The 15,278-nt window shown below is 33.7% G+C and carries 13 protein-coding genes and 1 tRNA gene; 5 read left to right on the top strand and 9 right to left on the bottom strand.

Translation table 11 applies throughout. From position 1 onward, the window contains the following. The first annotated feature begins 16 nt into the window (after nucleotides 1-16). Entirely contained in the window at nucleotides 17-847 is an 831-nt protein-coding gene (locus tag KF896_12750; GenBank protein MBX3044576.1) for a hypothetical protein, read from the top strand. 7 nt (nucleotides 848-854) lie between these two features. Continuing rightward, nucleotides 855-1,997, top strand: a complete 1,143-nt coding sequence (locus KF896_12745) for an iron-containing alcohol dehydrogenase (protein MBX3044575.1) — start codon at nucleotides 855-857, stop codon at nucleotides 1,995-1,997. Nucleotides 1,998-2,058: 61 nt separating this feature from the next. Here KF896_12745 and KF896_12740 read toward each other — a convergent pair whose 3' ends face one another. Both KF896_12740 and KF896_12735 read right to left on the bottom strand, forming a co-directional pair. Next, a complete protein-coding gene (locus KF896_12740) occupies nucleotides 2,059-2,640 on the bottom strand; it encodes a glutathione peroxidase (GenBank protein ID MBX3044574.1) in 582 nt (193 codons plus the stop codon). Between the two features lie 110 nt (nucleotides 2,641-2,750). Further along, nucleotides 2,751-3,803, bottom strand: a complete 1,053-nt coding sequence (locus KF896_12735) for a hypothetical protein (GenBank protein ID MBX3044573.1) — start codon at nucleotides 3,801-3,803, stop codon at nucleotides 2,751-2,753. 131 nt (nucleotides 3,804-3,934) lie between these two features. Between KF896_12735 and KF896_12730 the strand changes: the two genes are divergently transcribed. From KF896_12730 to aspA, 3 genes are all read left to right on the top strand, one after another. Beyond that, a tRNA-Ser gene (locus KF896_12730) sits at nucleotides 3,935-4,017 on the top strand. 173 nt (nucleotides 4,018-4,190) lie between these two features. Continuing rightward, nucleotides 4,191-5,321, top strand: coding sequence for a hybrid sensor histidine kinase/response regulator (locus KF896_12725; protein MBX3044572.1), 1,131 nt, complete (start codon nucleotides 4,191-4,193; stop codon nucleotides 5,319-5,321). A 140-nt stretch (nucleotides 5,322-5,461) separates the two neighbouring features. Then, complete coding sequence (gene aspA / locus KF896_12720) at nucleotides 5,462-7,342, top strand: aspartate ammonia-lyase (GenBank protein MBX3044571.1); 1,881 nt, start codon at nucleotides 5,462-5,464, stop codon at nucleotides 7,340-7,342. A 158-nt stretch (nucleotides 7,343-7,500) separates the two neighbouring features. Here the strand turns inward: aspA and nuoK are convergent, their stop codons facing one another. From nuoK to KF896_12685, 7 genes are all read right to left on the bottom strand, one after another. Next, complete coding sequence (nuoK, locus tag KF896_12715; GenBank protein MBX3044570.1) at nucleotides 7,501-7,812, bottom strand: NADH-quinone oxidoreductase subunit NuoK; 312 nt, start codon at nucleotides 7,810-7,812, stop codon at nucleotides 7,501-7,503. Between the two features lie 9 nt (nucleotides 7,813-7,821). After that, nucleotides 7,822-8,337: an NADH-quinone oxidoreductase subunit J gene (locus tag KF896_12710; GenBank protein ID MBX3044569.1), complete on the bottom strand. Its 516-nt coding sequence runs from the start codon at nucleotides 8,335-8,337 to the stop codon at nucleotides 7,822-7,824. A gap of 64 nt (nucleotides 8,338-8,401) precedes the next feature. Further along, a complete protein-coding gene (locus KF896_12705) occupies nucleotides 8,402-10,534 on the bottom strand; it encodes a bifunctional (p)ppGpp synthetase/guanosine-3',5'-bis(diphosphate) 3'-pyrophosphohydrolase (protein ID MBX3044568.1) in 2,133 nt (710 codons plus the stop codon). A gap of 4 nt (nucleotides 10,535-10,538) precedes the next feature. Then, nucleotides 10,539-11,270, bottom strand: a complete 732-nt coding sequence (locus tag KF896_12700; GenBank protein ID MBX3044567.1) for an esterase — start codon at nucleotides 11,268-11,270, stop codon at nucleotides 10,539-10,541. Between the two features lie 28 nt (nucleotides 11,271-11,298). Then, on the bottom strand, nucleotides 11,299-11,973 hold the full coding sequence (locus tag KF896_12695; protein MBX3044566.1) for a thiamine diphosphokinase: 675 nt from the start codon (nucleotides 11,971-11,973) through the stop codon (nucleotides 11,299-11,301). 64 nt (nucleotides 11,974-12,037) lie between these two features. Then, the gene (locus tag KF896_12690; GenBank protein MBX3044565.1) at nucleotides 12,038-13,402 is read right to left on the bottom strand and encodes a DUF389 domain-containing protein; all 1,365 of its coding nucleotides are present in this window, start codon (nucleotides 13,400-13,402) and stop codon (nucleotides 12,038-12,040) included. 89 nt (nucleotides 13,403-13,491) lie between these two features. Continuing rightward, nucleotides 13,492-15,276 carry a glycosyltransferase family 39 protein gene (locus KF896_12685; GenBank protein ID MBX3044564.1) on the bottom strand — a complete coding sequence of 595 codons (1,785 nt, stop codon included), beginning with the start codon at nucleotides 15,274-15,276 and terminating at the stop codon, nucleotides 13,492-13,494. Nucleotides 15,277-15,278 lie beyond the last annotated feature (2 nt).

Below are 15,278 nucleotides of genomic sequence, written 5' to 3'. Positions count from 1 at the left end.
TTGGAGTGATCAGTTAATGAATAAAGTAAAAAAGATACTGCTTTGGGTACTGGCAATCGTACTAATGGTAGTTATTGTGATATATCAAAGAGCAACAGGTCCAACCTATCCAAAGAAAGGTGAAATAGAAGTTGCGGGCTCGAAAGTTGAATACAATCTCTTACGTTCTCATGAAATTGGCATGAATGCACCTGTCAAAATTCAGGCGAAGTCTCAGGACATCATCGGAAAAATCAAATTTAAGCGATACCTTAGCCATGACGAATGGTCTGAATCATATATGCAAAGAGAAGGTGATTACCTTATAAGCAGTCTCCCTGAGCAGGCACCCGCAGGAAAAGTTATGTATCATGTATCTGTTGGAAAATCGGAAAGTGATATGAAATACATAACAGAAGAACCAATTATATTGCGATATAAAGGGGTTGTACCTGAATGGGTTCTTTATCCTCATATTTTGATGATGATACTTTCATTTGCATTTGCTATGCGTGTTGCTTTAGAAGCTTCGTTTAAACGGGATAATGTTTTGACTCTGTCGTATTGGACGCTTGGATTTTTTGCTTTTGGCGGCTTGGTTCTAGGTCCAATAGTGCAATATTATGCTTTTGGAGCTTTTTGGACAGGCTGGCCCTTTGGCAAAACAATTTTACATTTTGGTGACCTGACAGACAACAAAACACTTGCATCTATATTGATATGGATTATTGCGATTTTTAGAATGAAAAAGCACCCTAATCAGACATGGTGGGCTTGGCTTGCTACAGTTGTAATGATTATAGTTTATTTGATACCTCACAGTATGCTTGGCTCTGAAATAGATTTTACAGAACTTGAAAATAAATAGGAATAAAATGGAATACTTTAAATTTCATAATCCAACAAAAGTGATTTTTGGAAAAGGTACAATTGTGAAAATTGGTGAAGAAATAAAGGAAAGCGGCATTAATAGAGTTCTTTTGCTCTATGGTGGTGGCTCAATAATGAGTAATGGTGTTTATAATCAGGTTGTATCCTCTTTAAAATCATTCGGTGTTGAATTTGTTGAATTCGGTGGAGTTCAACCAAACCCTGTACTTGAGCATGCTCGACTTGCAATTGAAGTGATGAAGCAGGATAATTTGCAGGCTGTTCTTGCTGTAGGCGGCGGTTCAGTAATTGACGAAGCAAAGTCTATTGCTGCAGGATATTTTGTAGATGATGTATGGAATATTTTCGAGAAAACTGAAAGCGTAGAAAAAGCACTACCTTTATTCACTGTGCTTACTTTATCAGCTACCGGAACAGAAATGAATTCATTTGCAGTGCTGAGCAATCCGGCTGAGTATAAAAAATGGGCTTTTGGCTCACCATATTCATATCCAAAAGTTTCAATCATTGACCCTGAAGTTCAGACGACACTTCCATGGAGGCAGACTATTAATGGTGGAGTTGATTCGCTTTCGCATATTATGGAATTATACTTTGCCGGTGATGATGCCGAAACGACCTTGTCAATTAATGAAGCATTAATGAGGACTATTATTAAATCTATGGATGAATTACTTATTGATGAGCGAAACTACCAGGCAAGAGCAGAACTTGCCTGGTCTGCATCCCTTGCTCTTAGTGGAATAACCGGAGTTTCAATGAATGGCGGTGAATGGGCTGTTCATAGAATTGAGCATGCAATAAGCGTGATGTTTCCGGAAGTGGCTCATGCTGAAGGATTGGCTGTGCTTTTCCCTGCATGGATTAAGTATGTAAATAGTAATAGTCCTAAGCGGTTTGAAAGATGGGCAAAAAATGTATTCAATGAAAATACTGTCGAAGAAGGAATTGAAGCCTTACTAAATACTTTGAAAAAGTGGAAAGCTCCTACTTCTCTAGCTGAAATTAATGTTGATAAAAGCTATATTCCGCGTCTTGCAGAAATTGCGATGAAGCAGGGTACACTTGGTAATATCAAAAAAATTGAATATGATGATGTTGTAAAAATTCTTGAAATTGCTTTGTAAAATTTAAAACCCCTACAAATTCAATATTTATAGGGGTTTTTCTTAATAAATATCTAAAAAACTAATTCTTTAGAAGCTCTTCAATTTGAGTTGTCAGCGATTCAGGAGAAGTTTGGGTGCCGATTCTATCAACAACGTTACCTTCCTTATCCACCAAAAACTTTGCAAAATTCCACTTTATCGGTTGAGTTCCTAATGTTCCCTTAGCTTGACTTTTCAAATATACATATAATGGATGAGCATTATCACCATTTACATCTATTTTTGAAAACATCGGGAATGTCACACCAAAACTTGTTTCGCAAAAAGTCTTTATTTCCTCTTCTGTACCGGGTTCCTGGCTACCAAACTGATTGCAAGGGAAGCCTAAAACCACAAAACCTTTATCTTTATACTGCTCGTATAATTTTTGCAGTCCTGCATATTGCTTCGTATAGCCACATTGTGAAGCCACATTAACAATCAATAATACTTTTCCATCGTATTTAGATAATGTAACATCATTACCATCAATATCTTTTACCGTAAATTCATAAACGTTCTTAATATCCACTTGTTCCTCTGCTTTTGTTGTACAAGAAATTATCCCAAAAATTAAAACTAATAAAAGTATTTTTCCATTCAATACTCCAGCCAAACTCATCATTTATTATTCTCCAAAATGTTATAAAATTTAGTATATAGATGGATTATTAACCAAATTATTGGTTATGACTAATACAGTTATATTATATCATATCATTAAATCTATTTTTAATTAACAAGTTTAATCAGATAAAATCCAAAATTAATACTTACATCAGTCCTGTAATTCACCGGCATTTCTTCATTGATAAAAAAATCATTCCTCCTTTCGCCATCAAGAAAAATATCTCTCACTTCAAGTCTGATGAATGATTTTTTTGAAGGCTTATATTCTATGGATAAAGCTGCGTCAGGATTAATTTGCGCCGGAAGATTCCATAGATTGCTATGATTATTAAGGACAGAAAATCGTACTGAGGCAGTAAAATCTGAAAGGAAATTGCCACTCAGCCAAATATTTATATTATTAAGAGTTTTGGGCTTAGCTCTCAGCACAGGTTCGGCACCAGCTACAAAATTAACAAACTCAAAACCACCGAAGAGGTGTTCTAAAAGAGCGACTTCAGTTTTCAGTATATTGTACATCTGGAAAACTTCGTAATCTCCGTAAACTTCATTCCCGTAAATCCCTTGTAAATTAATTTTTATCATACCATTATTGTAATCATACTTTACTGATGGGCTGAAAGCAAGATTTCCGGTACGGGAATTTCTGTCATAAATTGAATTGAGCACTGAAAAACCGAACTCGAAATCTTTTTTTCTGTAATTTAATCTTATTCCTGCATGGTTGACAGGTAAATAATAATTAACCCATTGTTGTGAGTTAAATCTGTTATCAAGTATCATTTCAGCACTTTCTGACAGAAAATAACCACCATCAATCGAAATATTCTTATTAATTTTATAACCAACATAAGCATCTTGCAAGTAATCGTTATTATTTCTAAATTCGTTTTGGAAATTTCCAAGCTGTAGCGATACCCTACCGTAGTAGTTTTTACCATCAGCCTGAAGACCTATACTTGCTTCATTAATTCCAAAGATGCCTTTCATTGAGTTGCAAACTTCATTTGTGCGGTCTTGCTTATGACCGGAATACTCGTGAAAATCTGTTGAGATATAGCTATTCAACGAGCCAAAAACTTGATAATCCGCGCATAGTAGCTGCTCAGAAATTAGTAAAAGGCAGCAAATATAAAATAAACATATTCTTTTCATAAAAATCTTTTATTTACTAAAAATATAATTATAAAAATAACATTATTTTGAATAATAATCATTATTTGAAAAAATAATTTTTTTAATTTTGAAAAAAGTGCTACTTTTGTAGTTCTTAAAATTAGCAATCTGGAGGATTAGTCTAATTGGTAAGGCAGCGGTCTTGAAAACCGCCGTGGGTGACCACTTGGGGGTTCGAGTCCCTCATCCTCCGCATAGTTCCTTAATTATTCTTAATTATGGAACTTTTTTTTTTGAATTAAATAAATTTATTGCATATATCAGTAATATTATTAAGTTTAATTCAATTGTTGAAGATAAAATTTTGTTTATTGCTTATAAAATGATATTTTTGTTTGTTAGCTGAAAACAAATTTTATATTCGTGATGAGAGAAAAGCCATATATACTGATAATTGATGATAATGAAGAAAACCTCCATTATATTTGCGATATTTTCAGAGATTATCGGAGAGCAGTAGCTACTGAGGGTTTGGACGGGTTAAGAATTGCCGAGGCAAGTCCACCTGACTTGATATTACTTGACATCATCATGCCTAAAAATGACGGATTTGATATTTTTAAGCGTTTAAAGCAAAATGAAAACCTTAAAGATATTCCTGTGATATTTCTTACAGGTAATAATAATCATGAAGATATTATTGAAGGGTTGAGAATCGGAGCTGCTGACTATATTACAAAACCATTTGAAAAAGAAGAACTTGAAGTCAGAGTGAAAAATACTCTGGAGTTGAAAATATCAAAAGACAAGATTAAAACCCAAAATGAAATTATGGAGAGTTTGAATCTTGAACTAAATAATTTCATGCGAATTGCCACCCATGATTTGAAAAATTCACTTCTTGTTGTTCAGGGATTTTTGAAAATTATTCTTCAACATTATGGGCAGTATGATGAAAAAGATTTGTTTGAGATGCTAAATGATATTTCCGATACAGGCGATGTTATGTACAAAATTCTCAATAATCTTTCGATGATTGCTAAATTGGAGTCCGGAGAAATTACGGCGTATCCAACTGAGATGGATGTTGTTTTTTTACTGAATGAATATGTTAATAAGTACAGAGCGAAAGCAGAAGTCAAGAATATAAATATTATTCAAATCAATAAAATAAGGACTCCAAAATTATTTCAGGATTATAATTTAATTATGGAGTGTATCGAAAATCTTCTTTCCAATGCAGTAAAATTTTCACCGGAAGGCAGTACTATTCATGTATTAAGTTATAATGAAACTATCAATCAACAAAGAAAACCAAAAATAGTGATTGAAGTTGAAGATAATGGTCCCGGAATCAAAGAATCGGAACAGAATCTGTTATTTAAGAAATTCTCAAAAACTTCTGCTATACCAACCAACAAGGAACTAACAACCGGGCTTGGTCTTGCTGTGACTAAGATGATTTGTAATGTTATTGATGCTGATGTTATGCTTGATAAAAATCATAGCAAGGGCGCTAAGTTTATTTTGAAAATCCCAATTAATCATAAAAATTAAATTCATTTATATTTTTGATTATTAATAAATATTTATTTATAATTTATTTTTTTATTTCAAAAAAACCTATTAACTTGCATTATATTTAAGTGTAAATTCACAATAACATTTACAAAATTAACTAATACTCAGGTATAAATATGAATGCCAGTGAAATATTGGAATTCCTAAGTGGAGTTCAACTTTTCGAAGGTTTAAGCAATACCGAACTTGAAAGTATTGCCCTTATATGTAATTTTAAAACATATCGAATTAATCAATATCTTTTTGAAGAAAACCAACCGCGTTTAAATTTATTTTTATTAATCAATGGTAGAGTTGAATTAGTAAAAAGAAATCCATTTGGAAAAGAAAAGCTATTCAGGGTGTTTGAGCGATTTGATTTCATGAGTGAAGGTGCTTTAATGGATGAAGATAATCCACATTCGACATCTGCTAAAGTTGTGGAAGATTCTGAACTTTTAGTAATTAGTCGGGAGAACTTCAATGAACTCTTTAAAGCAAACTATCACTTAGCTGTGAAGATTTTGGCTACAGTTTCCAGAGTTATTTCCAGAAGAATGAGCATAACCACCAGTCAGGTTGTAGGTGCTCAGGCTCAGTATATTTCAGGTAAAACAAGACATGAACATGACCTTCTTGGTGACAGGGAAGTTCCTTACGAATTTTACTACGGCATTCAAACCTTGCGAGGTCTGGAGAATTTCAATATTACAGGTATAGCTATAAGCCATTATCCGCATCTGATTCGCTCTCTTGCTCAGGTTAAAATGGCAGCAGCAAAAGCCAACAACAAATTAGGGCTACTGGGTAATGATATTTCTGATGCAATTATAAAAGCATGCGAGGAGATAATTAATGGCAGATTCCATGCAAACTTTGTTGTGGATATGATTCAAGGCGGAGCCGGCACATCAACAAATATGAATGCAAATGAAGTAATCGCTAACCGCGCTCTTGAGATAATGGGCTACACCAGAGGCGAATATGAAAAATGCCATCCTAATAATCATGTAAATATGTCCCAATCAACAAATGACGTATATCCTACAGCTATTAAGCTTTCAATGATATATGAAAATGAAGACATGATAGTTGTTCTCAAAGAATTGATTAACTCATTTAGAAACAAAGCTATCGAGTTTGCTGATGTTATAAAAATGGGAAGAACTCAGCTTCAGGATGCTGTACCGATGACACTTGGCCAGGAGTTTGAAGCTTATGCCGTAACTCTCGAGGAAGAAATTCAAAGATTGAAAGAAAATTCAAAACTGTTTTTTGAAATCAATATGGGTGGTACAGCTATAGGGACAGGTATCAATGCAGATCCTGAGTACAGCCAGATTTGCACAGATTATCTTTGCGAAATTACCGAACTGCCTTTTACATTAGCATCAAATCTTGTTGAAGCAACTCAGGATACTGGTGCTTTTGTTATTTTTTCATCTGCTGTAAAACGTCTGGCTGTGAAACTTTCGAAAATTTGCAATGACCTCAGACTTCTTAGCAGCGGTCCCCGTACCGGTTTTGGTGAAATAAATCTCCCGCCAATGCAGCCGGGTTCATCTATTATGCCGGGCAAAGTGAATCCCGTAATCCCCGAAGTTGTTAATCAAATTGCTTTCAAGGTAATTGGAAATGATTTGACAGTTACTCTTGCCGCTGAAGGAGGTCAGTTGCAGCTGAATGTGATGGAGCCTGTGATTACTCAAAGCATACTTGAATCAATCGAGATGCTAAAAAATGGTATGATGACTTTGAAATATCGCTGTATAGATGGAATTACAGCCAATGTTGAACATTGTAGAAATATGGTGTTAAACAGTATTGGGCTTGTAACAGCCCTTAATCCTATTCTTGGCTATGAAGCATGCACTAAGGTTGCTAAGCGTGCATCTGAAGAGAATCGTGGAGTATATGAGCTTGTTCTTGAAATGAATCTATTGACAAAAGAAGAACTTGAAGAAGCGTTAAAACCTGAAAATATGATTAAGCCGGTGCAAATTTTAAAGAAGTTTTGATTGACTGATATATTTCAGTTTTCTCAATAAAAACAGTAAATAAGAGTTGTATTCATATGTGCTGATGTCATATAAATAAAAAAATATACATGTTATTCTGACAACAAAAAAAGTCCGCTTCTATTATGAAACGGACTTTTTAGCATAAAATCTTTAACTTACCACTTAAGCAAATTAACTTCATCCACATAAACAGTTTGTTTTGCTCTAAATAAAGCCAGAACTATTGCAAGTCCTATTGCAGCTTCTGCCGCAGCAACTGACATTACGAAAAACACAAATATCTGACCTGCTGTATCCCCCAAAAAAGTAGAGAATGCCACTAAAGTCAGGTTCACAGAATTCAGCATTAATTCTATAGACATGAAAATAATGATTGCATTACGTCTTGTAATCACACCAATACTACCGATAATAAAAAGTACGGCTGATACAATTAAATAATATTCTAAAGGTATTGCTTCTAACATTTTTCTTCCTTAACTTAATTTACGTTTTGCTAAAACTATAGCTCCAACAATAGCGGCAGTAAGTAAAATACCAATCGCTTCCACAGGAAGAATGTAATTAGTATATAACTCATTACCCAAAGATTCAGCAGTACCGATTCTTTCTGCAATTTCAGCATTATATGCCGCAGTATCCGGAGTTACATTGGTTATATAAATTGCTCCGAGCATAACAAGTAGAGCCGCCCCAAGAGCAACTCCAATTACCTGCCGTGGATTAATCTTATATTTGAGTGATTCTTCGTCTCCTAAGTTAAGGAGCATTATAACAAATATCACTAAAACCATTATCGCACCGGCATAAACAAGAACCTGCAGTGCCGCAATAAACTGGGCGCTTAGTGTAAGATAAAGCCCAGCCAGCATGAAAAAATGAAAGACCAGCCCCATAGCGGAGCGAATGGGATGCTTGCTCAGAATTGTTACCAATGCTGATGCTATTGCAAGTATCGCCAATATTCCGAAAAGTATTATTGTTAGTGTCACGTTATTTTATTTTTACGATGTTACTTATTACAAAAAACAAAAATAATGAAAATATCTATAATCTTCAATTATTTTTTAAAATTTCTACATCTTTTACGCCATCTATCCGTTTTAAATTATCAATTATGACTTCAAGATAGGAAAAATTACCAAAATGAAGCTTCAAAGTCTCTTTGAAATCGGATTCAATTTCATCATATTTCATCTCGAGAATTTCTGTATCACTCATAGATAATATTGATGTGTTAATCTGTTGAAGCATCAAATTGCGTTTGACAGCTCTGATTGCCAGTGATACTGTTAGTGAGCCGTCAGCTTCAGGCTTAATTTCATTCGTTTTCAATTCACCATTACCATTCAGATTACTGCTTTTGGAATTTTTTTGGGATTCACCGTTCTGTTTCATAATACTTGCACGTTCACGGTGCTCGCCATTAATTCTAAGCCCATCTCTGATTTTGAATTTGATAAAATCAAAAGCTTTATCAAGTGACAGATGATTATTTGCAAGGGCATAGAAAAATTCATCAGGAGAATCATATCTCAGTGATTTAATTAATGCATCGAACTCAGTTTCATTAATCCTGATTGAATATTCCCTGCTTTTATCAGTCCAAATTTTCTTACCTGATTCAATTACTTGCCTTTCGATTTCTTTCAGGAATTTTGCTATAGACTGTTTGGCTCTTGCTGTTATAACATATTTCAGCCATTCTTCAGAAGGTGTTTGCTTTTTTGATGTAATAATTTCAATTTGATCGCCACTCTGAAGTTTGTAATCAATAGCTACAAGTCTTCCGTTTACTTTGGCACTGATGAAATGATTTCCTACTTCGGAGTGAATATCATAAGCGAAATCCAGAGGTGTAGAATCTTTTGGTAGTGTTCGGAATTCATTCTTCGGAGTATAAACATAAATTTCATCAAAGAATAAATTTTGTCTGAAATTTTCAATTAATTCTTCATTTGTTCCGCTTTTAGCATGATCAAAAATCTCTCTAACTTCAGATATCCAATCAATAATTTGTTTACGTTCAAGAATAGAAGCCTGATCAATCCTTCCACCTTTATATCTGAAATGAGCAGCAAATCCCTGCTCAGCGAGCTCGTGCATTTCACGTGTTCGTATTTGAAGTTCCACAATTTTTGTATCAGGACCAACTATCGCTGAATGAATTGAACGATAACCATTCTTCTTGGGTGTGCTTATATAATCCTTAAAAGTCTCTGGAACAGGCTGATAAATACTAGCCACCAATCCATAGGCATAAAAACACAAATTTGGCTCATTTGATTCGAGTATTAATCTGATAGCAAATAAATCATAAAGCTCGTCCATTGGTTTATTGCGGGCAAGCATTTTGTTGTAAATTGAATAAATATGTTTGGGTCTTCCACTTACTTCATATTTTAACTTAATTTTTTTTAACAGCTCATCTTGTTTCAACTTATCCAAAATAGGCTGAATAAGATTCTCAATATAATCTTCACGCTCTTCGCGAGTACTCTTTAAAGCGGCTTTTATTTCATTATACGAATCAGGATTCAAATACTTAAATGATAAATCTTCAAGTTCCCATTTGATATTTCTCAAGCCGAATCTATTAGCAAAAGGAGCATAAATATCAAGGGTTTCTTTTGCAAGCTTAATTTGACTTTTTTGCGATACATACTCCAGCGTACGCATATTGTGAAGCCTGTCAGCAAGCTTAATTAATATAATACGTATATCTTTGAAAAGTGAAAGCAGAAGCTTGCGATAATTTTCAGCCTGATCATCTATAGAAATATTGGTATTTTCAATATGCTCAATTTTGTGAATACCTTCGACAATATCGGCAACTTCGTTTCCAAATTCAGAGCGAATATCTTTAATTGAATAATTATCGCCTTCATCAAGTACATCGTGAAGTAGAGCTGATATAACAGAAATATCATCGAGTGGAATTTCGCTCATTACAATCCGTGCAACTTCAAGAGGATGAGTATAATATGGTGCACCTGACTTTCTGAGTTTTTTTTCGTGAGCATCAATACAAAGTAAAAATGCTCTGCTGACTTTTTGTTCATTAAAAACTTTCAGATATTTCTTACATTCTCTGAGTAGAAAACCAAGATCTTTTTCAGTGCTTAAGCCAGGTGAATACTCTTGTTTATTGCTTTTGCCAAGTAAGTTATTTAACTGAAAGTTGAACATAAAATTACAATCTTCCTTCTATAATAGAATTTAAAATCGCATTCCATGACTTAAAATCATGAGAATAATTCTCGTCCTTAATTTCAAAGTGATGCCTTATTCCTTTTGATGTAAGAATATATGCAAGTTTTTTGGAATTTTCGGGGTTTTCCCCTTTGCCTGAACCCGCTGTTAAATAAATATGTCTTCTGGAATGTAAAAAAGAAAGCCAGTAGTTGTCATTCAGGTTGGGCAAATAATGAATCGGTGAATTATAATAGCAATTATCATCAAAATAACCGTAAGTATGAATACCTAAATCATAATCGCCACTCATAGCTATTGCACCAAGGAAAATATCAGGTCTTCTAAAAAATGAATTTGCTGCATGGTAGGCACCCTTTCCGGCTCCGGCAGTTATGACAGGAAGTGGACCGCCACAATTGCCATAAATGTAAGGTACCAGCTCATCTTCCACATATTGATTAAACTTAAAATGGAGATGTGATTTTTCTTTTGGTTCCATTGATCCGCCGAACCAAATTTCCTTGTCAATACTTGATGTTACAAATACTTTACATTTACCAATTTTAATTAAATGCTCAATAGCATTTATAGTGCCCTCATTTTCGTATTCGTCAGCGTTATCGGTGATTGCAGGAAACATCAGTACGGATATTCCATAATGTCCGTAAATACTTACCTGCATATCTCTGCCAAGTTTTTCGCTGTATAAAATATCTTTTTTTATATCCATTTTGATTTTATGTTTTTAAATTATAACATCATTTTAAAATTGGGCTTGAGGGCTCCCTGGAATCAATAAACAGCAAATATCTGCCTTCATGTAGTTCGATTTCAATACATTGTCCTGATGATTCATTGCGAGCTCCTTCTCTGATTCCAAATTCCAGAACATCATCTTTTAGCTCCCATCTAAGATTTTTTGTAGTAAGTCTAGCTTTTGGCTGAGGAATCAATGAAATAATTTCGTATGGCATAGAAACAAAAAACAAACTTTCCGATACTAAAATCCCATAACGTCCAGAATCATACACACAAAAATTAAGTTCAGAACAATATTTGACCAAGACACTTAAATTATTTAAAGTATGCTCGAGCTCACCACCATGAATACCTGTAATCAATAGATTTTTAAGTTTGGATTTCATGCAATGCTTCAGTACTTTCTCAAAATCATTGCTATCCTGATCAGAAACTTTCAAAATTTCTGAACCTGCAAAATCATCAATTAATTTATCCGGTTCTAATGAATCGAAATCACCAATTATTATATCAGGTTGAATTCCCAACGACTTAAGTTTATATGCGGCACCATCTGCGGCAATTATTTTGATTCCATTGAAAAGCAAATAAAATTCCTTATCAGGCAAATTTGCATTCAGGCAAATTATTGCTTCAAATTGCGACTCTATAAATTTAAGCTCTTTAATATTCAATCTTCTAAATCATAATCTAACGTTTACTAACAAAAATTGTTTTTAAAAAAAACGACACATTTTATTAATCAAAAGATTTGTCATAAGTGTTGTATATTACTTTTATACTTGGGAAATTGAGTCGTGTTCTGAGCCAATTGTTTATTTTATTTGTATCCAGATTTCTACGTCTGTTTGTCTCGACGGCAAACATCACAATTTTGACATTCTCAGGTGTATCAGATGTATCTATGAATCTGTAAGCATCAGCAAATGTACATTTTGAAATATCGGGATATAAATTATTAATTTCATTTAAAATACTTTTTCCAAGTAATGAGTTTGTTTTTATACTGTCAAGTTGCCTTTCCTTTTCGCTCAGTACCATTTTAATTTTGCCCAACTCTTCTTTCAAACTGTAAACTTCCGCATTCTTATCTTTCGCAAATTCTCCGAAATCAAGTCCTTGTTTGATAATTATTTTAGCATCTTTAAGTTCGAAAAATTTTGCTTGTTCAACCAGAATTTCTTTTTGTTGTTCACTAATATTTGTTCCCCCGTAAAGCAAAGTAATACTCCCTTCTTTTGAATCCACATCACTTTTTATCAAAAGATTTCCCTCAAAAATACTAACACTTGCAACATACTTACTTGCGTTTTCGTTAAATTTTTCTTTAAGAACCAACATATATCCAAAATATATACTTGGAAGAGTTATTGCAACGATTATTATACTTATCCATCTGTTTACAACCTTCTTTTGATTTTGGTCAATTAAGGTTGTAATCGGAAATTTTAATAATTGCGAAATTATGACAGATGATAAAGCAATAAAAACTGTATTAATTGTGAATAAGAATAATGCTCCAAGAAAAAATTCATACTGGAAAGTAGCAAGTCCATAGCCTGCCGTACAGAGGGGAGGCATCAATGCTGTAGCAATTGCAACACCTGGAATTACATTTCCTTTTTGCTTACTGCTTATTGCAACTATGCCGGCAAGACCTCCAAAAAGAGCTATAATAACGTCATAAATAGTAGGGCTTGTTCTTGCTAAAAGTTCCGAATGTGCTGTTGCAACAGGGCTTAGGAAGAAATATAGAGATGATGCAAATAAAGAGGCGATTACAGCAAAGCTGAAATTCTTAAATGCTTGTTTAAATAATTCGAAATTGTAAGTTGCTATACTGTATCCCATTCCGTTGATTGGACCCATCAATGGTGATATTAACATAGCTCCGATTATTACAGCGGTTGAATTCATATTCAAACCAACAGATGCCACAATTATCGCAAACATCAAAATCCACAAATTCGTACCTTTGAAGACGGAATCTTTTACGATTTGCTCATGAATTTTATCATAATCATCAAGCTCTGTATCGAGATTGATATAATGAATAAACTTCTTGAGAAATTCTTCTGTTCTTAAGAGTGTTTTATTTTCCATATTAATAATTTTATTTTCATTATAAATGTTATGCAAAAATATAAAAAATAATGCAATTTCAAACATTGTTTTTTAGTCTGAAAAAACTATCATTTACAGTGCTTTCTTATTTGCTCACCGGCAGAGGCTAAACCTTGCCCATAGGATATTTGGAAATCCTCGCAAGCATCTGCAGTGTCACCATTAGATAATTTTGAAAGCCCGCGGGTATAATAAAAGTCTCGATTGTCATTGATTTGCAGTATTGCCAAACTTGTATAATGGATACATGAATCAAATTCTCTGAGACGAGTATATTCATAATTGATGTTTTTATATGCTTGTTTATAAGTAGGAGTAATAGCAATAGCTTTCTTATAATCATCCAAAGCTCCGTAAATGTCATTTTCTGAGGATTTGAATATTGCTCTGTTATAGAAGAATACAGCTCGATTTGAATCCAATGATATCGCTTTATTGTAATCTTCCATAACCCCACGCTTATCTTTTAATTGTGTTTTTGCCAATCCGCGATTGTTATAAGCGTCCGGATATTCAGGAAATATCGAGGCTGCAGTATTAAAATCTTCAATTCCTGCTTTTGGATTTCCACTTCTCGCTTTGATTAGACCTCTGTTTAAGTATGCAAGAGCTGCGGTCTCAGGCGATTTTTCAATTGCTCTTTCATAAAATACGAGTTCATTTTTGTAATATTGAGAATTCAGCAAAGTCAGTATGAAAAAAACAATCGAAACCAATAGTATTCCGGCGAAAATCGTATTTTCCCGGAGATTATACCCTCGAAATATGAATGGCAGTATTATTAATATTCCCACAGCAGGCAAATATGCACGGTGCTCTAAATATTGATATGCATAAGTTCCGAATTCATGCTCATACATCATTCCCGGAATCGAAAAAAGCAAAAACCATAAAAATCCAAATAACAGATACTTCCTGCTTTCGGTTTTAGAAATACCAAAATAAATTATCATTGTAATTAAAATAAATCCTGTAACAATATTAATTAATTCGTAACTTGGCATAGGATTTAAACTTATTGGAATGAATAATTTACCGATTGTCTCGGGAATGTAAGCAAGATTTGATATAAGATATTCAATACCGAATTTGGTTTTAGAACTCATATCACCAATTACTAAATTTCTCAGGATTAAATATAATACTGACATTGAAGAATAGATGGAAGCAGGAATTATGGCAGACTTGAAATTTAGGTTTTCCTTGTGAAATATTGCAACAAAGAGAAGGGCTATTATTGACAAAAACAGGCCACTTTCTTTTGACAACAATGCTAAAGCCAGAAATAAGGAATTATAAATAAGATACTTTGTTTGGTTTGAATTAAGAAATTTGGACAGGTAAATGATAAAAAGCATCGAGAAAATAGCCAGTAATATATCGCCACGTCCGGGAATCCAGGCAACTGCATGCGCCAGTGCCGGGAGCGCCGAGAAAACTGTGCCCATTCCAAGCGATGTTTTCTTTGAAACACCTATTTCAATTAATAGGAAGTAGAATATAATCACAGATATAATATGTAAAACCAAATTTGTGAAATGATACATCCATAAAGCATCACCGGCGATAATTGTATCAATCATCAGAGTAATATTTTGTAATGGTCTGTAAAAACTTTGCTCTCCGTTTCTAAAAAAAGCATCATCCAGAAAGATTTTCCCTATATTGCTAACTGAGCTAAGCATTTCTCTGTTTGGTGGAATAATTGATGAATCATCAAAACCAGTAAATCCAAAATTAATTGTTTGTAAATATAGTAAAAGAGTGAATGCACCAAGAATAATGTACCCATACTTGAATAGAAATGGCTCTTCTTTAATGATTGATTTTGTATTTTTCTTTGAATTTCTCATAA

The organism is Ignavibacteriota bacterium (assembly GCA_019637995.1).
Lineage (GTDB): Bacteria > Bacteroidota > Ignavibacteria > Kapaibacteriales > UBA2268 > JANJTB01.
Note: the sequence above shows the minus strand (reverse complement) of the source record. Positions and strands in the feature narration are given on the sequence as shown.